Below are 23,026 nucleotides of genomic sequence, written 5' to 3'. Positions count from 1 at the left end.
GGCGCCTGCCGAGTGTCTTTTTTTCAGTGAATTTGATCTCCGCAGAGCGGCTTTTCAGGTTTTACAGGTGGAAGGCTTGCACCGCCGTGCGCAGTTCCCCGCCTAGCTGGAGCAGTTGTTCGCCCTGGTCGCGGCCTTTGCCGATACGTTGCAAGTTGTCATCGCCGAGGCTGTGAATGCGTTCACTGCGGCTGCGGATTTCGCTGACTGCGCCGCTTTGTTGGGCGGTGGCGGCAGCAATGCGCTCGGCAATATTGGCGATGGTGCGAATCGAACTGACAATCTCATCCAGTGCGCCATCTGCCGCAGCGGCTTGATTGGCGCTGGTTTGCGCGTGCTCCAATTGGCTGCGCATCGCATCGACCGAATGGCGAGCGGCTTGTTGCAGGCGGGCAATCAACTCCTGAATTTGCTCAGTTGCACCGCTGGTGCGCTGCGAAAGTGAACGAACTTCTTCAGCAACGACAGCAAAGCCGCGGCCCATTTCACCTGCGCGGGCAGCCTCGATGGCGGCGTTGAGCGCGAGCAGATTGGTTTGTTCGGCGATCCCGCGAATAACCGTAAGCACATTGCCGATGGTGGTGGTTTCTTCAGCCAGGCGCTCAATCGCCTGGGCGTTGTTCTGCACTTCACCGGCCAGCGTGTGCAGACCGGTAAGGCTCTGGCTGATGACTTGCTGCCCTTGCTCCAAGGCTTTATCGGCGTTCCGGCTGGCATCTGCAGCATCACTGGCGTCGTCTGCAACCTGGACAATGGTTGATTCGAGATTGCCTAGCGCATCGCGAATTTGCGCGGTGTCTGCCGCTTGACGTTCGGCGCCTTGGTGCATTCCACCGTTGAGATCGGCCAAGGTGCGACTCGATCCGGCGACTTGCTCGGCATGTTCACGAATGGTGCCAACCAAGGCCACCAGATAACTGCGCAGGTGGTTCAGCGAGTCTTCAATATCAACCAACTCGCGGGTTTTGCTATTGAGTTTGATGGGGGTGGCAAAGTTGCCCTGGGCCCAGGCAGACAAACCCGGCACTAACAGGGTAAGTACGCGGGTCAGGCGTCGTTGCAAGGTGTCGATGGTCAGCGCAATACAGAGAATCAGGGCAATCATAATGCCCTGTAAGAGCCGAACCTCTCCCTGAATCTTGGCGTGCTCGGCGCGCACCAAGGGTTCCAGTTCAGCCAATGCCTGGCTGACTTTATCGATTTGAGTGCGCGTGGCTTGGCTTAGCTGATTACGTTGCTCGATCAAGCCGACGGTTCTTTTGAGTTCGTTCGGATAACGACTGACCAGGCTGGCAAATTCGCGCTTCAGGCCTATGCCGCGATCCTCTGCTTGGCTCTTGGTATCTGCGGTGTCGAGCCCAAGCATCGCTGCAAAACCGTCGCTGGCGGACTGGTTTGTGTCTTCGACGCCCAGTAGCGGCAGATTGTTGAGCAACTGCGCTTGTTGTTCGAGCGCTTGGCGTTCGCGTTCAACGTCTGCGGCTAACTCGTTGTTGGCGCTGACAACTAACTTGTTGCGGGCGTGGCTGAGTTTTACCAAGTGTTGTGCAGCGCTGAATAACGGTGGGTGATATTGCCTGGCGGAGGCTGAATCGCTTTCTGCTGCGTATCGCGCGAGCTGCTCAAGGGCATCTGCCATTTCGCGCTCGGCCTGGACCATCAAGCCTTGAGGGTCACCGGCCAGTTTGCCAGCGGCCAGCAACTCACCCGCGCTGAAGCTGCGCAGGGCATCCAGGCTGCTGCGAACGTGGCCTGCAAGTTCAGCCGGTAGCTGATCAAGCTCAGGTTGCAACTCATCAATTGCCTTCAGCGCTTCGCTGTGGCGCAGCGCATCACCGCTTTGCAGGTAAGCGTTAATATTGCGGCTGACGTTTTTTTGGAAGCGCTCAGACAGATTCATATAACGCTCCATCAGCGCATACGGCCGTTCAAGCGCTTGTTGCGACCACCAAAGGGTTGCGCCCAGGGCGATGCAGGCAGTGACCAACAGGGCAGTGTTTAGGTTGGTGAAAAATTTCAGGCGCATTTGGGCTCTACCGACAACGGAACGGTATGGGCATGCTTGGCATGCCGTAAGTCCATGAAGTTATTGCGTTTTAGTTACAGAAGTATGACGCGGATGAAAATTGCCAAGTAGCCAACAGTAAAAGTCGGCGCTGGTTGGCCGGTTGTGCACATGCGGGTGCAGCTCTAACGGTGTGGATCACGGGTATAACGGGCCGTCCAATGCTAAGGTTGTGGTTCACACTGCGCATTAATGCGTGTTTCCCTTATAGTGGAAGCCTGTCGCGCAACCCTTGTTTGTGGTTGCTGTCGAACACCCGAACGCCGTAAAAGAAGGACATTGCCATGCTGGATTGGAAGAAACGCACGACTGGCACGCGTGACAACGTCGACGACTCTGTCGCCAGCGTCCGCAGTTATTTTCGTGGGGGCTGGGTAACCAAGATATTTGGCACGTTACTTGGCATCTATCTGTTGGTAGCGCTGGTGGTTGGCTGGTATTGGAGCCAGGAGCCTGACCAGTTCTCCGTTCAGCAGCACGCCGAGTCAGCCGCGCAGAATGCGCAGCGGCAAATGACCAATGGCTACACCACCGTTGAAACCCTTAAATATGTGGCCACAACCCTGCTCGAAAAGCCGGGTGGATATTTGTCCAACGACCTCGCGCCTCCGGGCCTGTGGCTGGACAACATGCCAAGCTGGGAGCTCGGTGTGTTGGTACAGGTACGTGACTTGTCGCGCGCTATGCGTAAGGACTTCTCACGCTCGCAGTCGCAGTCGACCGAAGACGTTGACCTTGCCAGAGCTGAGCCGCGCTTCAACTTCGACAACAAAAGCTGGGCACTGCCTGCATCCGAATCTGAATACCGTGAAGGTATCAAATCGCTGGATCGTTACCTCGCGCGTTTGTCGGGCGACGGTAAGCCGGCTGCGCAGTTTTATACGCGCGCAGATAACCTCAATAACTGGTTGGGCGACGCCGCCACACGTCTGGGTTCGCTGTCGCAACGGCTGTCGGCAAGTGTCGGCCAGGTACGCTTGAATACTGAAGTTAAAAACGAGCTAGTCGCCACCGGTGCAGCAGTGAAGGTTGACGAGAACGCCTACGAAACCCCGTGGATGCAGATCGACAATGTGTTCTACGAAGCACGCGGTCAGGCATGGGCGCTCGCGCAGTTCTTGCGCGCAGTCGAAGTTGATTTCGCTGATGTGCTGGTCAAGAAGAACGCTACGGTTAGCGTGCGTCAGATCATTCGTGAGCTGGAAGCCGCTCAAGAACCGATGTGGAGCCCGATGATTCTCAACGGTAGCGGTTATGGTCTGTTGGCTAACCACTCGCTGGTTATGGCCAACTACATCTCGCGTGCTAACGCTGGCATTATCGATTTGCGTCAACTGTTGTCGCAGGGTTAATTGATGCCTATCTCGCAAGCGGAGGTCGCCCACCGGGCGGCTTCTGACGCAGAGCGAATCGCCTGGGTTGACGAGCAAGACTGCCAGCTAGGCGTCTTGCCTCGCGCTGAGTTGCGCGAGCGAGGCCTGATTGGTCGCGCTACCTTTATATTGCTGTTCAATTCTGCGGGGCTGCTTTGCGTGCACCGCCGTACGCTGAGCAAGGCGTTGTATCCCGGTTATTGGGATGTCGCCGCTGGCGGGATGGTCATGGCCAATGAAAGCTACGCTGAGTCGGCCGCCCGCGAGTTGCAAGAAGAGTTGGGTATCGGCAACGTCATATTGAATGAGTGTCGGCGCTTCTTTTTTGATCAGGCGGACAATCGTTTGTGGTGCGCCGTTTTCTCTGCGGTGTCAGATGCGCCGCTGGTGTTACAGCCTGAAGAGGTGCTCGAAGCGCGGTTTATTACTGTGCAGCAAGCTTTAGCCGAGGCGAGTTTCAAGGACTACTGCCCAGACTCGCTGCAAGCCTTGCGTGCCTATCTAGAAATACGCAGCCAAAACAGCGGCTGTTAGCAGACTTGTTGCTTTGTCTTGCCCTCGCGCGTGACGTTTTCTCCGGGTGGCGCTCCACCGGGTGGCGCTCCACACCGTCCGATTCAGTCGCTGCATACCGCGCAGCAAGGCAAATATCGGTTTTTGTTCAGGATATGCCAACAGGCTGTCCATGATGTCGAACGCGTGCCTGTAAAAGTCGCTAAATCGGCGATTAATGGCGCGTTTTTATGCTTAGCATTCAGCCATTTTCTCGTTACACTGCGCGCCCTTTAAACCACCGCCCAAAGGGGCGTGGTGCGCTGCCCCTGCCAGAGTGGGGCTTCGCGGTTGACGTATGTCAGCCTATCGCTTTCAAACCTGTTGGGTTGTGTGTGTATCGTTACCCAGCATGTTTCTGACCTGCCAAAGAGGATAGCCGGTGGTCAAGAAAGCCTCGTCATTCGCCGCATTAAGCGGTTTGGTGTATTCCACTGACACAGGCCGGCATTGCCCGGATTGCAGTCAGCCGGTAGACGCCTGCATCTGTAAAAAAAACCTGGTCCCTGAAGGCGACGGTATTGCCCGTGTGCGCCGAGAAACCAAAGGCCGTGGCGGTAAAACCGTGAGCACCGTGAGTGGTGTGCCATTGCCTGAGGAACCCTTGAAAGAGCTGGCAAGCGCGCTGAAAAAGCGTTGCGGCTGTGGTGGCTCGCTCAAGGATGGGGTGATTGAGATCCAGGGCGATCACGTCGAGCTGCTGCTCGAAGAACTCACAAAGCGCGGTTTCAAAGCGAAGAAGTCTGGCGGCTAAGCTAAGCAGCTATTCTAAACTTCCTCGGTAGATTGCCAGTCAGCTACTGAGAAATCGTCATTTCCATCCTTTAATTTGTACAGGCACTGGTTTAGCCAGGGCTATCTATCGCAAGCAAGGGAGACTTCAATGTCTGCACGACGCACACGTAAAGATGACGGCAGCCAATGGACCGTTGCGGACAGCCGTAGCGTTTACGGAATTCGTCATTGGGGCGCGGGTTATTTCGCGATCAATGACAGCGGCCGCGTCGAAGTGCGCCCGAATGGCCCTGATAGCACCCCGATTGATCTTTATGAGCAAGTTGACGAGCTGCGCGCCAGTGGTTTGAGCTTGCCATTGCTGGTGCGTTTTCCAGATATTTTGCAAGACCGTGTGCGCCAGTTGACCGGCGCATTCGACGCCAACATCGCGCGTCTGGAATATCAAAGCAAATACATGGCGCTGTACCCGATCAAGGTGAATCAGCAGGAAGCGGTGGTTGAGAACATCATTGCTACCAAGGATGTTGCGATTGGTCTTGAAGCCGGTTCAAAGCCAGAGCTTTTAGCGGTGCTGGCTCTGGCGCCAAAGGGCGGCACCATCGTTTGTAATGGTTACAAGGACCGCGAATTCATCAGGCTGGCGCTGATGGGACAAAAGCTCGGTCACAACGTTTTTATCGTCATCGAGAAAGAATCCGAAGTTCAGTTGGTGATCGATGAGGCTGCAGAACTCAAGGTGGCGCCGCAGATTGGTCTGCGGGTGCGCTTGTCTTCACTGGCTTCCTCGAAGTGGGCTGATACCGGCGGTGAAAAATCCAAGTTTGGTTTGTCTGCCGCGCAGCTACTTTCGGTGGTTGAGCGCTTTCGTGCGGCCAAGCTGGATCAGGGCATTCGCCTGCTGCACTTCCATATGGGCTCGCAAATTGCCAATCTGGCCGACTACCAACACGGTTTCAAGGAAGCGATTCGTTACTACGGTGAATTACGCGGCCTAGGCTTGCCGGTCGATCACATCGACGTGGGTGGCGGCCTGGGCGTTGATTACGACGGCACGCACTCGCGCAATGCCAGTTCGATCAACTACGACATGGATGACTACGCGGGTGTAGTCGTGGGCATGCTCAAGGAATTCTGCGACGAGCAGGAGTTGCCGCATCCGAATATCTTCTCGGAAAGCGGTCGCTCGCTGACCGCGCACCACGCCATGCTGGTGGTGCAGGTCACCGACGTTGAAAAGCACAACGACGAAGTACCTGTCATCGAAGATCGCCAAAGCCTGCCGGAAACGGTTGGTTATCTGGCGGACTTGTTGGCGCCGACTGATTTTGAAATGGCCACCGAAACATACTGGCGCGCCACCCATTACATGAGTGATGTTGCCAGTCAGTACGCTGAAGGCAAGATTGGCCTGGTCGAAAAAGCCTTGGCCGAGCAGTGCTACTTCGCGGTGTGCCGGCGCTTGTACAACTCGATGAAGGCACGCCAGCGTTCACATCGCCAAGTGCTCGATGAACTCAACGACAAGCTAGCCGACAAATATATCTGCAACTTTTCGGTATTCCAGAGCTTGCCGGATACCTGGGCGATCGGCCAGGTCTTGCCGATACTGCCGCTCAACCGTCTTGAAGAAGAGCCGCTGCGCCGTGCTGTGCTGCAGGATCTGACCTGTGATTCCGACGGTAAAATTCGACAGTACGTCGATGAGCAAAGCATCGAAAGCAGCTTGCCGGTGCATGAAGTGCGTGAGGGCGAAGATTACCTGTTGGGTATCTTCCTGGTAGGTGCATATCAGGAGATTCTCGGTGATATGCACAACCTGTTTGGTGATACCGATTCGGTAAATATTTACCAGAATCCAGATGGCAGTGTTTACCACGCGGGTATCGAAACTCATGACACCATTGAAGACATGCTGCGTTACGTGCACTTGTCGCCAGAAGAGTTGATGACTCATTACCGCGATAAGGTTGCCAGTGCCAAGATCACAGCACGCGAGCGCACAACCTATCTTGATGCACTGCGTTTGGGCCTGACGCGCTCCTCGTATTTGTCGTCATAACCTGGCGCTAAACAAAAAACCGGCCTAGTGCCGGTTTTTTTGTTTAAGCGTTGTGGATTCCGGCGATGGCTGGCGCCAGTGGCGGCAAGGTCGCAACAGTTAACGTCGCTAACCCTTGTCTAGTGCGCCTAACAGCGCATCTGCGTTCAAGCGGACATTTCGGAGTCGCTCTGCTTAGCCTGACTTTCGGATGGACATCACTTTAGTCCTGGTCCTATATCACATATTCACTTATTTCCTTGTGATTGAACTTTTTCTTCATGTTAATGTCGGCGCCTGTCAATGTTTTGATATCATTGTGCCTTCATTCAAGGGATTGAGTTTATGTATTCCGTCGTACGCTATTGTTGGCTTCTTGGGGTGCTGGGCGCGTCGGCTGTCTATGCCCAAACACCGCAGTCGCCAGGCGACCGCGATCTAATACGGGATCGTCAGGAACGCTTGCTCGATGAGCAGCAAAAGCGCCTAGAGACGCTCCAGCAGTTGCCGGGAAAGGTCGAGGCGCCCAAGCCTCAGGCTGTAGACCCGGACGCACAATGCTTTGATATCAAGCGCATCGACCTCCAGGGCGCCGAGCACCTAAGTGCTTCGCAGAGCACGCAATTGCTGACGCCGTACATTGACCAATGCTTGGGCGTCACTCAGCTCAATGACCTGCTCAAAGCCATCACCACTCACTACTTGAATCGTGGTTACGTCACCACGCGCGCCTACCTGCCGCAGCAGGATTTATCCAGCGGCACACTTCAGGTCATTGTTGTGGAGGGTCAACTTGAAGGCCTGGACAGTTCTGGTGTGGCCTCCGAGCGTGAACTTGGCATGACCTTTCCGGGTGAGAACGGTGAGATTCTTGATCTGCGCGAGCTTGAACAGTTAGTCGATCAATTGAACCGGCTGCCATCGCGTCAGGCCGAACTTGAGCTGGTTCCAGGAGAGGCAGTTGGTGGCAGTCGGGTTCTGATCAAAGGCGCCAAGGTTAAGCCCTGGCGTGTATCGGCTAATCGGCATAACGATGGTGACAAAAGCACCGGTGAGCAACAAGTCGGGCTCGGGTTCGACTGGGACAGCCCGCTTGGGCTGGCGGATCAACTGAGTTTGCGGGCGAGCAACGACATCGTCAGTGATCAGTGGCGCCACTCAGATAACCAAAGTATTTACTACAGCATCCCTTATGGCTGGTGGACCTTTTCATACAGCTACAGCCAAAGTTATTACCGAGCCCGAAACCAATCCAACGGTTTCGACTTCGTCTCCGATGGCGACACCAAAACGCACCAGTTTGCCGGTGAGCGAGTATTGCACCGCGACAACCTCAGCAAAACTTCGGTCAGCTTTGGTTTAAGCCGCCTGGATACCCGTAACTATATCGATAACAACTTGATTGACGTCTCCAGCACCCGGCTGACCGAAACCCAGCTGGGGTTTAACCATGGCCGCCGTATTGGCTCCGCTTTTATCAACCTCGATGCAGGTTGGCAGCAGGGGATTGGCGCACTGGATGCTCAAGGTGACGGCGACCCACATGGCGCCGAACCCGTGGCGCGATACAACAAATACACCCTGACCTTGAGTTACCTGCAACCGTTTGAGTTGTGGGGTGAGCGCTTTAGTTTCGACAGCCTTGCCACCGGGCAAAAAAGTGAAGACGTGCTCTACAGTGCGCAGCGCATCAGCATTGGTGGTTTGAGTTCGGTTCGCGGTTTTAAAGATCAATCGATTTCGGGTGATACCGGCGGCTACTGGCGCAACCAGTTGCGTTGGCGCCGCCCCGTGACCTGGGCGCCTTTGCAGCCCTGGGTTTATGAGTACGGCGCCACATTTGCCTATGACGTTGGGGTTATTCATGGCGACCGCTACAACTCGCTAAACCGTGGCCGGCTGACGGGTAACTCAATTGAATTCAATACGCGCGGTGAAAACTTTGCCGCCAGCGTTAGCTTTGCCCGCTCACTTGAGCGCCCGGACAGTATCGAGCGCCGAGAGCTCCCGGTTTATTTCCGCGTGGATTTGTTTTTCTGAGACCCCCACAGATTAGTTTTTATAAGGATTTATATATGCGTATCACCCTAAGAAACAGCCTGCCGTTACTTGTCAGTTTGACCCTTCTAATGGGGCTGTCAGGTTGCGCTACAGAGACATCGCGCAGCATGCCAACCGCGCAAGTTGAAAGCGTCAGCAGTGCCTACAGTGGCCCGCGCGCACCCATTGCAGTAGGCAAGTTCGACAATCGTTCAAGCTACATGCGCGGGATTTTCTCCGATGGCGTAGATCGCCTCGGTGGCCAGGCTAAAACCATTCTCATCACCCATCTGCAGCAGACCAACCGCTTCAATGTGCTCGACCGAGACAACATGGTTGAAATCCAGCGTGAAGCTGAGATCAAGGGGCAGTCGCAACGTTTGAAAGGTGCCGATTTTGTGGTGACCGGGGATGTCACTGAGTTTGGTCGTAAGGAAACCGGTGACCGCCAACTGTTCGGCATATTGGGTCGCGCCAAGACGCAAGTGGCGTACGCCAAGGTGGCACTGAATATTGTCAATATCAGCACATCTGAAGTGGTTTATTCCACTTTAGGTGCTGGGGAATATGCGCTTTCTAATCGTGAAATCGTCGGCTTTGGCGGGACTGCCAGCTATGACTCAACCCTGAATGGAAAAGTGCTTGATCTAGCTGTTCGCGAGGCCGTGAACAAGCTGGTTAAAGCGGTTGATAGTGGCGCCTGGAACGCACGCAACTGAACCCTTAAAACAACAATAAGGAGCAACAGAGATGACAAAAGTAGTGCTGGGTGTAGTTGTGATGATCAGTATTTTTCTTGCTGGCTGTGCAGCGCCGAGACAAACGCTGTACCAGTGGGAAGGCTATCAAACTCAGGTGCATGGCTATTTCAAGGGTGAGCCTCAGCAGGCTCAAGTCGAAGTGTTAGAAGCCGACCTGGAAAAAATCAAAGCCAAGGATGGTGCCGTCCCTCCTGGGTATCACGCTCAGTTGGGCATGCTTTATATGGGGCTTGGCAAGGATGACCAGATGATGGCTGAGTTCAATACCGAGAAACAACTTTTCCCTGAGTCGACCGCTTATATGGACTTCTTGATGGAAAACGCAAAAGGAGCGGCCCAGTGATGCTTATTCGTCTACTAAAGGCATCGGTAGTACTTGTGCTGATGGTCGCAGCCAGTGGCTGTGCCCCCATCCAGAGTGTTGACTATTCCGCGTTCAAACAATCGAGTCCGCGCTCTATTCTTGTGTTGCCACCGCTGAACGAGTCACCCGATGTGAAAGCCACCTACAGCATGCTTTCGCAGTTGACTTATCCCCTTGCAGAAGCCGGCTATTACGTGGTGCCAGTCGCGCTTGTGGATGAAACATTCCGCCAGAACGGCCTGAGTAACCCGGCAGATATTCACCAGCTTCCCGCGGCAAAGTTGCGTGAGATTTTCGGTGCTGATGCCGCGTTGTATCTGTCTGTGAGTGAGTACGGTACTCAATATCAGGTAATAAGAAGCGTCACTGCGGTGACGGCCAGCGCCAAGCTGGTAGATCTGGATACCGGCACCACGCTTTGGACGCGAACCGCAACCGCCTCAAGTCAAGAAGGCAACTCCAATAGCGGCGGTGGGTTGGTTGGCATGCTGGTTACCGCAGTGGTTACACAGGTCATCAACAGCTCGGTAGAGGATGCTGCTTATCCTATTGCTGGGGTGACCAGTGCGCGGTTGTTAAGTGCAGGTCAGCCAGGGGGGCTGCTTTATGGTCCTCGTTCGCCAAAGTTCGGTACTGACTGACTTTAGGTCTTTCTGAGAAAGCCGCTACAGATGTCGTGCTGGTTCAAGTCAATCGTTTTGCATCGCGCAGAGTAACTTTAGGAAGCTTAATTCATGGACGTTCGCAGCCCGTTAAATCAGAACATCGCCTTGATCCTGGCTGGCGTTCTGTTCCTGAACCCTATTGTTGCTTCTGCTGCCCAGTTAACGGTTGATAAGGCCGCTGGCGGTAATACCTCGCTCGGTCAAGCAGGCAACGGCGTACCTATCGTCAATATCGCCACGCCCAACGGCAGTGGCCTGTCGAACAACAAGTTTCGTGACTACAACGTGGGTGGCAACGGTTTAATTCTTAACAACGCCACCAACAAGACCCAGTCCACTCAGTTGGGCGGCATCATTGTCGGTAACTCCAACCTTAACGGCAAAGCGGCGCAGGTCATCCTCAACCAGGTTACCGGCGGTAGTCGCTCCAATCTTGCAGGGTATACCGAAGTTGCCGGGCAATCGGCTCGGGTCATTGTTGCCAACCCGCACGGCATTACCTGTAACGGCTGTGGCTTTATCAATACCCCGCGCGCCACGCTTACCACTGGTAAGCCGATTATTGAAAACGGTCGCTTGGACCGCTTTCAAGTCGATGGCGGTGATATCTCGATTGAAGGTCAGGGGCTCAATGCCAGCAACATCGAGCAGTTTGAACTGATCACCCGCAGCGCCAAACTGAATGCTGAACTGCAAGCTAAGAAGCTGACCATCATTGCCGGGCGCAATGATGTAAATGCCGAAACCTTAGCAGCAACTGCACGGGCAGCAGATGGCAGCGAGAAACCGCTGATGGCCATCGACAGCTCGGCGTTGGGCGGCATGTATGCAGGTGCAATCCGTCTGGTCGGCACCGAGCAAGGTGTGGGTGTCAAGCTGGCAGGGAACATGGCTGCCAGCGCTGGCGATATTCAGATTGATAGCAAAGGTAAGCTGACGTTGGGGCAAGCGGCTGCCAGCGGTAATGTGAAAATCGCTGCAGACAGCGCCGATCTGACCGGTAAAACCTATGCCGCTGGCACCGTCAATGTTGATGCAACTAAAGCGGTTAACGTTAGCCAGAGTTTGGCTGCCGCTGGCGCCGTCACCCTCAAAGGCGCGCAAATAACCAACAGCGCAATTATTGAGTCAGGTGTAAACCCAAACAACAGCCGCAACAGCACGGGTGATGTAAAGCTCCAGGCGCAGACGCTGAACAACCGAGGTACGGTGGCTGCTAGTCGTGATCTGGTTGTTGATAGTAACCAACTGAGTAACCAAGGCACGCTCACCGCCAAGCGTGGAGTCAGTGTGGGTGCGACGGCTGTGGATAACCGTCAAGGCAAAATCAGCTCTCTGGGCGATGTGCAGCTCAGTGGCTCCTTGAATAACAGTCAAGGTGGTCTGGTCACCAGCAGTGACGTGCTAACGATTAACGCGGGCACGATCAACAACAGCGGTGGTGAGCTTTCAGCGCAAAACGCCTTGAACCTCAGCGCTCAGCAACTTATCCAGAGTCAGGGCAAACTGCTTAGCAACGGCACCTTGAGCGCCGACCTGCAAGGCGGTGATCTCGATAACCGTAATGCCCAAATCAACTCAGCGAGTACGCTGACCCTTAAAAATATCGGTGCCCTGGATAACCGGGCGGGTGTGATTGGTAGTGCTGGGGCACAGGCCATAAGTTTGAATAAAGCCCTGAACAATCAGGGTGGCCAGATCATCAGTGATCAAGCACTGACCCTCAGCAGTGGCTCGCTGGATAACAGCAAACAGGGCACGCTCTCCAGCAAACAAGAATTACGCTTAACCACTGGCGCGTTGAACAACAGTCAAGACGGCCTGATTTCCAGCAATGACAAGCTGACCCTCACAGCGGGCGCTATCGAAAACAGTGGCGGTGAACTATCTGCACGCAACGCATTGAACCTTAAAGCTCAGAATTTGGTGCAGCAACAAGGCAAGTTGCTCAGCAGTGGCGTGCTCGGCGTTGACCTGAACGGCGGTGATATCGATAACCGCAGTGGCGTTATCAACGCCGCTGGCAGCCTGACGCTGAACAACATCGGCGCGCTGAATAACAACGCCGGAGTGATCGGCAGCGCTGGTGCGCAAACCCTTAAACTGAGCAACGCCTTGAGCAATCAAGGTGGCCAGATTATCAGTGATCAAGCCCTGAATATCAGCAGTGGCTCGTTGGATAACAGCAATAAAGGCACGCTCTCCAGCAAGCAGGGTTTGCTGTTAACCACAGGCGTGTTGAACAACAGCCAAGATGGCCTGATCAGCGGCGACAAACTCACCCTTACGGCGGGTGCTGTAAACAACAGTGGCGGCGAACTTTCTGCCAAAACCGCACTGGATTTAAAGGCACAGCAGCTTACTCAGCAGCAAGGAAAACTCCTTAGCAACGGCACCTTGAGTGCAGACTTGCAAGGCGGTGATCTCGACAATTCCAAGGGTCAGATTAGCGCGACCGCAGCAGTGGCGCTAAACAACCTCGGCGCATTAAATAACAGCGCCGGTGTAGTCGGCAGTGGTGGTGCGCAGGTCATCAATTTGAGTAAGGCCCTGAACAATCAGGGTGGCCAGATTATCAGTGAGCAAGGCTTGAATATCCGCAGCGGTTCACTGGATAACAGCAAGCTAGGCACCATTTCCAGTAAACAAATACTGGTGCTGAACACCGGTACGCTAAATAACAGCCAAGATGGCCTGATTACCAGCAGCGACACGCTAGCGCTGACTGCGGGTGCTATCAATAACAGCACGGGTGAGATTTCTGCGCAAAGCGCCCTGCAACTCATCGCGCAGCAACTTGTACAGCGTCAAGGCAAGCTGCTTAGCAACGGTAGCTTGAGTGCAGATTTACAGGGCGGTGATCTCGACAACGGCTCCGGCCAAATCAACGCAGCCGGTACATTGTTGCTGCATAAGATTGGCGCGTTGGATAACGCTGGCGGCGCGATCAGCAGTGTGGGCGCGCAGACGATCCAGCTAAGCAAAGCCCTGAACAATCAGGGTGGCAAGATCATCAGTGATCAAGGCCTGAACCTCAGCAGTGGTTCGCTGGATAACAGCAACAAAGGCACTATCTCCAGCAAGCAAGAGTTGGAGTTAACCACCGGCACCCTAAACAACAGTCAAGATGGCCTGATTACCAGCAACGACAAGCTCACACTCACAGCGGGCGCGGTTAATAACGATGGTGGCGAGCTTTCTGCGAAAACCGCACTGGCTTTAACAGCGCAACAACTCACTCAGCAGCAAGGCAAACTCCTCAGCAACGGCAGCTTGAGTGCAGATCTGCAGGGCGGTGATCTCGACAATAACTTGGGCCAGATCAGCGCAGCTGGAACCGTGGCGCTTAACAACCTAGGCGCGTTAAACAACAACGCCGGTGTGGTCGGTAGCGCGGGTGCGCAGACTATCGAGCTAAGCAAAGCCCTGAGTAATCAGGGTGGCCGGATCATCAGTGAGCAAGGCTTGAATATCAGCAGTGCCTCACTGGATAACAGCAAGCAAGGCACTATCTCCAGCCAAAAAGTACTGGAGCTAACCACTGGCGCGCTGGACAACAGCCAGGATGGCCTGATTACCAGTCGCGACAAAGTTTCGCTCATTGCTGGCGTGGTGAATAACAGTGGTGGCGAGCTTTCAGCCCAAAACAGCTTGAGCCTCAAGGTCAAGCAACTGATTCAGCAGCAAGGCCGACTGGTTAGCCAGGATCAACTGACGCTGGATCTTGCCAAGGGGGATCTAGATAACAGCGGTGGTTTGATTGCCGCAACCGGGCAATTGCTTCTGAACAATCTTGGTGCGGTGAATAACAGCAGCAAAGGGGAAATATCCAGCCAGCAGAGCTTCGACCTTAAGGCCAAATCGTTAGACAACAGCGGTCAAGGGTTGGTACTGAGTGCTGGCCAGCTCAATGTGTCTGGCACCACGCTGAGCAACCGCGACCGTGGTTTGCTCTCCGGCTGGCAGGGTGTGACTGTCTCCGGTGGTAGCTTGGATAACAGCCAATTGGGTACGGTTTCCAGCCGTGACGGCCAACTGGATATTCAACTCACAGGTGCATTGAACAACAGCGAACAAGGCGCATTGGTCAGCAAGGGCGACCAACAGCTGAATGCTGCGAGCCTGAACAATGACAACGGCATTGTCTCGACTGACGGTGCGATCAATCTTGAGCTAACTGCAGCACTGAACAATCAACACAAGGGCCTCATTAATGCAGGCAAGACGCTTGGCATCAAGGCGGGGGCAATTGATAACCGCGGTGGGCAGTTATTAACGGGTGCCAATCTGCTATTGGCCGCCACCAGTCTTGATAATCGTGCAGGGAAACTCAGTGGTAATGGCAGCCTCGACCTGACTCTTAGCGGGTTGCTGAATAACAGTCAAAAAGGCCAGCTGGCCAGTGCGGGTGATTTGCTAATCAAGGCCGCTAGTGTCAATAACACCGCAGGCAGCCTGATCAGCCAGCAAGCATTGCAACTCAATGCGGGCAGCCTGAGCAACAATCTCAGCGGTACATTGGCGGCGAATAATGACCTGACTGTTACGCTTACCGGTGCTCTGAACAACAGCGCTGACGGCTTGATCTATAGCCGCGATAAAACACTCGCTTTGACTGCTGCCAGCCTGAACAACAACGCCGGTTCCCTGCAGGGTAAAACCGCGCTTAATCTCAACATAACCAATGCGGTGAGTAACCAAAACGGTCGCATTGGTACTCAAGCGGGCAACCTCGATATTAGCGCAGCAAGCTTGGATAACAGCGCTTCCGGGGTGATCAACAGCTTGGGTGGTTGGCTCAAGTTACAGCTAACGGGTCTGTTTAATAACCGTACGGGTACAACTCAGGGGCAAAGCCTCGATATCCGCAGTGGCGACCTCGATAACAGTGCGGGCCACTTGGCTGCAACCGTTGGCAATAGCCAGATAGTCGCAAAAGCTATGAACAACAGCGCCGGCGGTTTGTTCGCGGGCGATGAGTTGAACGTGACGGCAACGACCTTTAACAACCAGGCAGGTAAAGTCGGCGCAAGCCAGATCGACTTCGGCCTCAGTGGTGCCCTAACCAACAACCAAGGCCTGATAGAAGCCAACCAACTGTTTAAGTTAGCGGCAACAGGCATCAACAATGAGCAAGGCAAGCTGCGCAGTTTGGGCGTGAGCGGCAGTAGTGTGCTGAGCGGTATTTTGCTGAATAACCGCAATGGCACCATTGAGGCCGCTAACCGTGACCTCAGCCTGACATTCACGGGCATGAACAATGCGTCCGGCACCGTGAGTCATGTTGGTGTGGGTGGCTTGGCGCTTAATATAAGCTCCGCTCTGCCGGATAACACCGCAGGCAAGTTGAGCAGTAATGGCTTGCTGAGCCTGACCGCCAATAACTGGACCAACAACGGCTTGGTTCAGGCCAGCCAACTGAAGCTGAATATCGCCAATCTCACGCAAGGTGCCAGCGGTAAGCTTCTGGCTAGCCAAAGCCTTATCGGTACAGGCGGCACCTGGCTGAATGACGGTCAGATTTCCAGCGATGCCAGCCTCAATGTCAACTTGACTGGAGGCTACAGCGGTAAAGGCAGCCTCGTCAGTTTGGCTGATCTAACCCTTAAAGCAGCCAGCCTGAACTTGAACAACAGCGCGAGCCGAGTTGCCGGTGGCGCTGACAGCACACTGACCCTTGGCAGCCTAAACAACCTTGGTCGCTTAACTTCAGCGGGTGATTTAAACCTTAGCGCAACAAACCTGACCAACAACGGCACCTTGGGAAGCGCTGAAAATCTAACACTCAACGCCACCACCCTGCGTAACGAAAACGGCCTGATCTTCAGTGGCGGCGATATGGCGCTATACGCCAACAGCCTGACCAATCGCTTCGCTGATGTTTACAGCTTGGGTGACATAACCGTTGCCAAAAACGCTGCCGGGGCACGCTCTGCTTTGCTGGAAAATATCTCCGCGACTATAGAAAGCAGTGGGGATATGTCGCTGAATGCCAATGCACTGATTAACCGCAAGGATGTCTTCAGTCTGGTGCAGGAGCAGGTCTCCGGTCAGATGAGTGTGAAGTGCTATGACTGCGGTGGTGATCATCACAATGTGGATTACATCGCGACAGAGGTATTCAACAGCGAGCTCAAAGAAGACTCCCCAAGTGCTTATCTGTTGAGTGGCCGTGACCTGCGTATTGTTGCGGGCACACTTGAGAACCAATACAGCACTTTGGCCGCGAGCAACGACCTGAGCATCACTGCCGACAGTTTGGATAATATCGGCGCGCAACTGGGACAAGCTACACGTGTACGTACTTGGAACACCGGGCGTGTTACCGACGGGACTGACGAGCGTTTTAGGGATAACTATATCTATCCCTATAACGTCGCCTCCTTGCCTAAGGAGTTGCCGTTAAGTGCTTTGTCTCGCTGGCAGTTGCTGAGCGATGTGACCGAGGCTGTGAGCAACGAAGTTGCCGCATCGGCCATTATTCAGGCCGGTGGGCTGGCCTCTCTTACCATTGCAGGGGAGCTGAATAATAGCGTCGTCACGTACCAGAGTCTCAACGCGGGTACGGATAAAGTTCAGGATTCAGGCGTCACCAAAAGCGTGGTGCCTGTAGTGGTTAATCTTAACCCGCAACTGCCACCTGACCTCACCCAAAAACAAATAGACCCGTTAACCCTGCCAGGCTTTAGCTTGCCGACTGGCGACAATGGTTTGTTTCGCCTGAGTGATTTGGGCCAACAAGCAACTCAAGTGAGCAACGGTGGTGCCGTCGGCCCAGTAACCGGCTCAACAGTTTCGGACGTAACGCTTGGGGCGCTGGGGCAAGCCCAGTATCAAAATCCAAACACAGTGACGGTCGGCGCCAATCAAGCTCAGGCTCAAGCGCAGCCGACTCAATACCAGAACCCAAATATCGTGGCAGTGGATTCCACATATGCCCAAGCTCAAGCATTGCCGATTACCTATCGTCCTGCGGGCACACCGAATTACTTAATCGAAACCAACCCTGAACTCACCAATTTGAAGAGCTTTTTAAGCTCGGACTATCTGCTGGGTGAACTCGGCTATGACCCAGACAGATTACAGATGCGCCTGGGCGATGGTCTGTATGAGCAGCGCTTGATTCGCGAGGCGATCCAGGCTCGCACCGGCCAGCGGTTTATTGATGGCCTAACCAGCGATGACGCCATGTTTCGCTACTTAATGAACAATGCAATCGCCAGCAAGGACCCGCTTAACCTGAGCTTGGGAGTGTCTTTAAATGCTGAGCAGGTTGCGGCGCTTACACATGACATCGTGTGGATGGAAACCCGCATCGTCAACGGACAAAGTGTATTGGTGCCGGTGCTTTATATGGCACAGGTCGATAACCGTTTGGCGCCAAATGGAGCTTTGATTCAAGGCCGTGATGTGGCGTTGATCAGCGGCAGCGAGCTGAATAACCAAGGTACTTTACGGGCCAGCAATAACCTCAGCGCAACCGCCAGCAACATCGGCAACAGCGGTCTGCTTGAAGCAGGTAACCGTCTTGATCTGCTGGCAACCGGCAGCATTAACAATACTGCTGGAGGCATTATTAATGGGCGCGACGTTAGCATAACGGCGCTCACAGGCGACATTCTCAATGAGCGCACAGTCAGCGGTTATGGTTTCAACGGGCGTAACGCTAGCCAATACGGCAGCGTGGTCGACAATGCCGCCCGTATCGAAGCCGGTCGTGATCTGACAATTCAAGCCGGACGTGACCTGGTCAATATTGGTGGAAGCCTGCAATCAGGCGGCAATGCGCGGCTTACGGCTGATCGTGATGTGGTCATCGGCGCAGCCCAAGAAGTCAGCGGCCAGGTACGTAAGGACAGGCGCCATTTCTGGAGCCAAGACAGCGTCACCCAACATGGCTCAAGCGTAGATATAAAGGGCGACTTGAACGCCAGTGCTGACCGCGATCTGGCGGTGGTGGCCAGTGAACTGCGTGCGGGTAATGACCTGAGCTTAAATGCGGGCAATGACCTCACGCTGGCATCAGCCAGCAATGATTCCAGTAGCGAATATCACTACAAACGCAGCAGCAAAAAAATCGACAAGGTAGACAGCAGCAGTCAGCAGCAAGGCAGCCTGATTCAGGCGGGCAATAATTTGAGTCTGGGGGCTGGTAGTGATCTAACGCTGATTGCGAGCAGCGCAGAGGCTGGGAACGACACTGCTCTTAATGCAGGGCAAGACATTAATATTCTGTCGGCTAAGGACGAAAGCTCACACTTTTATTTTAAGAAAAAGAAAGGCTCTTTTGGTCGTAAAAGCAGCAAGCAGTCTGAGAGCTACGACAGTAGTAATGTGGCCTCCAGCGTGAGCGCTGGGAATAATCTCACTCTTAATACCAGCATTGGGCAAGACGGTAGTTTGAGCATTGATGGTGGGCGAGACGTTAACGTAATTGGGAGTGAGCTTACTGCCGGTAATGATCTGACAATCGGTGCCACGGGTGATGTTGCTATCCTTTCTGGTGTTGAGGAGCATGGTTCATATACGAAGAAGAGTAAGTCTGGCTTTCTTGGGCTTTCTGGTAGCGGTAAGAGCCAGTTAAAAACTCAGGCAACACAGGTCGCAAGTGAATTGTCGGGCGGTAACGATGTTGTCGTAGCTGCGGGAAATGACATCCGTTTGCGTGCTAGCAGTGCAGCGGCTGGAAATGACGTTGTATTGCGCTCAGGCCTTATCGATGAGACTGGGGATATCAACCTGGTTGCAGCTAACGATACTGCCTACAGTTTGACCAAGCAGTACAAGAAAAAACCTGGGGTTTCTATTTCTGACAGTTTTGTCTCTGTCGCCTCGGCTAAAAAAGCAGGACAAGAGGCGCAGAGTAGTACCAGTGTTGGTAGCCAGGTAGCTGCTAATCGAGATGCGAACTTACAGGCTGAGCGCGACATCAATGTGCTCGGGAGTGGTATTTCAGCCGGACGTAACGTCAGCCTCGATGCTGGGCGTGACGTGAATGTGGCGGCAGCACAGAACAGTAATTCGCAAAACGACTGGGAAACAAAAAAACAGATCGGCGTCAGTGTTTCTGGTGATGACAACGGTATCACTGCTTTTGTCGGTGGAGAGCGTATTGGCGAAAAAGAGCGTCAGTTGCAGACGACTTCTGCCACTAGCCAAATAAGCGCAGGCAATGATCTCAGTGTGGCGGCTGGACGAGATATTAACCAGATAGGTTCAGACCTGATCGCCGGTAACGACATTGGGTTACAGGCCGGGCGCAACATCAGTATCGGTGCCGCTCAAGAAACACTTCTATCTGAAGCGCAACGAAGTGAGCAGCGGGAAGGGTTAAGTGGCACGGTAAGTCACAACTTTGGTAGTACCAAAGACGCATTGAGCAATGCAGGAAAAGGCGAAAACAACACGAGTAAGGCGTCGAGCAGTTTAAAGGCGGTCGACTCCGTTAGTCAGTTCATGTCTGGGCCAACTGCCGACGGTCGCACGGGTAACTCTCAACAGACCTCCAGCATCCAAACGATTGAAAGCAGCAATCGAGGCTCAACACTCAAGGCCGGTAACGACTTGAGTCTTTCCGCTGGTAATAACGTAACCATCCAAGGCGGTCAGCTGCAAGCTGGACGCGATATCTCCGTAAAAGGCCGAGACATCACCGTTGATGTTGCCCATGGTTCTGTGAGTCAACAGCGTGACCAGAGCCAGAGTTGGTCTGGTGGTACAGGAGGATCGACCGGAGGTTTCAAAGCCGGTATCGGGGCAAGCCACGGCGTGGCCAGTGAAAACGACGTCATAGGCACTAGCACTGTCAGCGAGTTAGCGGCAGGCCGTGACATAAAACTTCAGGCAAGTAACGACTTGGCCTTGATTGGCGCTCAGGCACAAGCTGAGCGCGAAATCAATTTAAGTGCCGGCAATGATCTACATATTTCTGCTGCGCAAAATGAAAGCAATAGCGACAGCGATCGGCGTAATGCCGGTGGCGAAGTTGGGCTGACGTTTGGTTCAGAAGGTATTGGTGTATACGCCAGCGTAAACGTAGGTAAAGGTAACCTTGAGCGCATAGCCGAGCGTCAACAGGAAGCTTATCTATACGCCGGCGACCGCCTGAGCTTTAACAGTGGGGCCGATACCACTATTGCGGGAGCACAACTGCAGGGGGGGGATGTAGTCGGGCGCGTAGGAGGCGACCTTTTAGTCTCTTCATTGCCGGATACCGGAACCGTTGAAGGTAAGCAGTACGACCTCAGTGCCACTGTAACACTAGGCCCTGGGTCTGGGGTGAGTGGTTCCGTCGGGTATGGCGAAACAAATGGTAAGACCAACTGGGTTAACAATCAGACAAGTATCTTGGCTGATGATCGTCTAGATATCCGCACTGGAGGTCACACGCAGCTAGATGGAGCATTGCTTGCTTCAGATACAGGTAACCTCAAACTCGATACAGGCACCCTCGGTTTCAGTGATATAGCTGGGCAAGATAAGGAGCACAGTTACTACCTCAACGTAGGTGGCTCCTATTCCAAAGGAAAGGGTACTCAGCAAGATAGTAGCCAAGTAGGAAAGGGAAATGAGGGTGAAAGTGGCTGGAGTGTTGAAGGCTATGAATACGATAAGGATCGCCAGCAAGTAGTCCGCGCCACAGTGGGTGATGGCGAGATTGTTGTTCGAAACGATGCTGAGACAGGTGAAGACTCTACATCCGGATTGAATCGCGATGTCGACAAGGCATTTGAGATCACTAAGGACTCGGAAGAGCGTACAGATTTGTATGTGACCGATAGGTCTCTTAAAGAAGTTGCTGCTTTAGCAGTCAAGGTCAGCAAAGAAATTCAAGCCCAGTTGGTTAATACTGATCAAATTCCCGCTTCTGCTACGCGGTTACTTGGCGAGGATCGTGCCTTAACCGTTGCCAAAAATTTGGTCAGGCACGGGCTCAGCCCTGAGGCGCTGAAAGGCCTATCCCCTGAAGCTACTCAGCGCTTATCCGATTGGGCTGATAAGGCTGAGTACGCTAACAATACCGTTATTGATTACGGTGATTCGGATAGCGGAACGACCTCCAGCGGACGGGATGTGAACGGTGTTCTTGTCTTAGATGATCAAACTACCACCGGCAGACCACGGACATCAGGCGAAGCATTTTTACGGAGCACTGCAAGTTTTCAATCATATCTTGGAACCTTGCCATTAGAACAAGTCGAGATAGCTTTAATAGGCATGCAAGCCCTGATGGGGCCTGTGAAGGCTGCGGTCAGTCTCGCGGGTGGTCTGCTATCGAATAGCTTAGTCGGTGATAAGATTGACGCTCTGAAAGAGTATGCAGCAGTTGGAACCACTGCTGGCTTGATTAGCGAGGAGCGTACAGAGGTTCAAGAAGAGCACGATTATGCTAAGCAAGAATACGCTGATGGTAATAAGAACTTTGATGACGGGGATATTTATGTACTAGCTTCCAAGTTTCTGATTAATTTAGCTATTGGTGGCGGAGGGCTACTGGCAGGGAAGGCGGTGCTTAAAGGTGCAAAAGGTAAAGGCTCTCAGGCTCCGTACAACTCACAAACAAGCAGAAATGAGCTTGAGTCTACTTATGGCCGTGACAACGTCGTTTCCACTACGGTTCCTCCAGTTGATGGTCGGAATGTGCATCTTGCAGGGCAGCGGCATCCGGTGACGGGGGTCGTGTTCGATAACAAGGGCTTTCCTATATTTGATGATGTGACTGCGTTTGACACGCGTATATCAATTGACACGTTTAAGTCAGCGAGTTACGAAGGGCAGATGAAACTCGCAACTAAGGATTTGTCGGGTGCTATACAGCAAGGCCAAGTAAGAGCTTCAAGCTTTACTGCCAAGCAACTCCAGCAGATTAGTGCAGGGGCAAAAAAAATTGATGGGTATACGTGGCATCACCATCAGGATAGTGGGCGAATGCAACTGGTTCCTGAGTTGCTTCATAAAAAAACAGGACATATTGGTGGCGAAGCAATGGGAGGTGGAATGTGAATTCTATTGAGCTTGGCAGTTTCAACGATGAACTGATGGCCTTCGTCATTACTTGTCTATTTTGTGGAGCTATTAGCAAAGAAGAACTCAATGTTTGGTGCGCTCAAGCTTTATCGCTGAATAAAGCCCCATCATATTTATATGACTTGATGGATTTTCATGATGAGATTTTCAAGGTGTATAAGGTAATTGGCTATGTGCCCCATTGGGAACATTCGGATGATGACGAGTATGCATTGTATGGTGTTGCCGCCCGTCGAGGTTTTGAACCTTACGACATGCCTTTAACCCCGAACGAAGCGCTTGCTCACCTTGAAGCGTCGCCAGATATTGAAAGTGTCTTTAGAGAGGTTTTTGCCTTTATCAAGCTGTAAGTCGGTGCAAAAGCAACAGGCCAGACTTTACGAGAAGTCGAAATAAGCTCTGG

10 protein-coding genes and 1 pseudogene are annotated in these 23,026 nt (G+C 53.5%); 10 read left to right on the top strand and 1 reads right to left on the bottom strand.

Annotated elements, in window-relative coordinates; genetic code table 11:
• Positions 1 to 61: 61 nt before the first annotated feature.
• Positions 62 to 577, bottom strand: a pseudogene (locus tag B9K09_RS23015) (methyl-accepting chemotaxis protein); the annotation flags it as partial.
• A 1,772-nt stretch (positions 578 to 2,349) separates the two neighbouring features.
• Here B9K09_RS23015 and B9K09_RS19310 point away from each other — a divergent pair.
• From B9K09_RS19310 to B9K09_RS19225, 10 genes are all read left to right on the top strand, one after another.
• A complete protein-coding gene (locus B9K09_RS19310) occupies positions 2,350 to 3,417 on the top strand; it encodes a DUF2333 family protein (RefSeq protein WP_087518332.1) in 1,068 nt (355 codons plus the stop codon).
• 3 nt (positions 3,418 to 3,420) lie between these two features.
• Positions 3,421 to 3,972, top strand: coding sequence for an NUDIX hydrolase (locus B9K09_RS19305; RefSeq protein WP_087518331.1), 552 nt, complete (start codon positions 3,421 to 3,423; stop codon positions 3,970 to 3,972).
• Positions 3,973 to 4,372: 400 nt separating this feature from the next.
• Entirely contained in the window at positions 4,373 to 4,744 is a 372-nt protein-coding gene (locus B9K09_RS19300; RefSeq protein ID WP_087518330.1) for a translation initiation factor Sui1, read from the top strand.
• A 129-nt stretch (positions 4,745 to 4,873) separates the two neighbouring features.
• Positions 4,874 to 6,787: an arginine decarboxylase gene (speA, locus tag B9K09_RS19295; protein ID WP_087518329.1), complete on the top strand. Its 1,914-nt coding sequence runs from the start codon at positions 4,874 to 4,876 to the stop codon at positions 6,785 to 6,787.
• Between the two features lie 324 nt (positions 6,788 to 7,111).
• The gene (locus B9K09_RS19290; protein WP_087518328.1) at positions 7,112 to 8,806 is read left to right on the top strand and encodes a ShlB/FhaC/HecB family hemolysin secretion/activation protein; all 1,695 of its coding nucleotides are present in this window, start codon (positions 7,112 to 7,114) and stop codon (positions 8,804 to 8,806) included.
• A 35-nt stretch (positions 8,807 to 8,841) separates the two neighbouring features.
• Positions 8,842 to 9,525, top strand: coding sequence for a CsgG/HfaB family protein (locus tag B9K09_RS19285; RefSeq protein ID WP_087518327.1), 684 nt, complete (start codon positions 8,842 to 8,844; stop codon positions 9,523 to 9,525).
• 31 nt (positions 9,526 to 9,556) lie between these two features.
• Complete coding sequence (locus B9K09_RS19280; RefSeq protein WP_087518326.1) at positions 9,557 to 9,910, top strand: DUF4810 domain-containing protein; 354 nt, start codon at positions 9,557 to 9,559, stop codon at positions 9,908 to 9,910.
• The gene (locus B9K09_RS19275; RefSeq protein WP_087518325.1) at positions 9,910 to 10,572 is read left to right on the top strand and encodes a DUF799 domain-containing protein; all 663 of its coding nucleotides are present in this window, start codon (positions 9,910 to 9,912) and stop codon (positions 10,570 to 10,572) included. Before B9K09_RS19280 ends, B9K09_RS19275 begins: the two co-directional genes overlap by 1 nt.
• 93 nt (positions 10,573 to 10,665) lie before the next feature.
• Positions 10,666 to 22,599, top strand: coding sequence for a hemagglutinin repeat-containing protein (locus B9K09_RS22615; protein ID WP_157699374.1), 11,934 nt, complete (start codon positions 10,666 to 10,668; stop codon positions 22,597 to 22,599).
• On the top strand, positions 22,596 to 22,973 hold the full coding sequence (locus B9K09_RS19225) for a hypothetical protein (RefSeq protein ID WP_256574113.1): 378 nt from the start codon (positions 22,596 to 22,598) through the stop codon (positions 22,971 to 22,973). The genes B9K09_RS22615 and B9K09_RS19225 overlap by 4 nt, the downstream gene beginning before the upstream one ends.
• Positions 22,974 to 23,026 lie beyond the last annotated feature (53 nt).

Source organism: Pseudomonas sp. M30-35 (assembly GCF_002163625.1).
Classification (GTDB): domain Bacteria; phylum Pseudomonadota; class Gammaproteobacteria; order Pseudomonadales; family Pseudomonadaceae; genus Aquipseudomonas.
The sequence above is the reverse complement of the archived record's forward strand: the minus strand, read 5'-3'. Positions and strand labels throughout refer to the sequence as shown.

Excerpts from the sequence above, each read along its gene's own strand:
- B9K09_RS19305 (WP_087518331.1), top strand. The coding sequence starts at position 3,421 with ATGCCTATCTCGCAAGCGGAGGTCGCCCACCGGGCGGCTTCTGACGCA.
- B9K09_RS22615 (WP_157699374.1), top strand. The coding sequence starts at position 10,666 with ATGGACGTTCGCAGCCCGTTAAATCAGAACATCGCCTTGATCCTGGCT.
- B9K09_RS19280 (WP_087518326.1), top strand. The coding sequence starts at position 9,557 with ATGACAAAAGTAGTGCTGGGTGTAGTTGTGATGATCAGTATTTTTCTT.
- B9K09_RS19285 (WP_087518327.1), top strand. The coding sequence starts at position 8,842 with ATGCGTATCACCCTAAGAAACAGCCTGCCGTTACTTGTCAGTTTGACC.
- B9K09_RS19275 (WP_087518325.1), top strand. The coding sequence starts at position 9,910 with ATGCTTATTCGTCTACTAAAGGCATCGGTAGTACTTGTGCTGATGGTC.
- B9K09_RS19310 (WP_087518332.1), top strand. The coding sequence starts at position 2,350 with ATGCTGGATTGGAAGAAACGCACGACTGGCACGCGTGACAACGTCGAC.
- speA (WP_087518329.1), top strand. The coding sequence starts at position 4,874 with ATGTCTGCACGACGCACACGTAAAGATGACGGCAGCCAATGGACCGTT.
- B9K09_RS19290 (WP_087518328.1), top strand. The coding sequence starts at position 7,112 with ATGTATTCCGTCGTACGCTATTGTTGGCTTCTTGGGGTGCTGGGCGCG.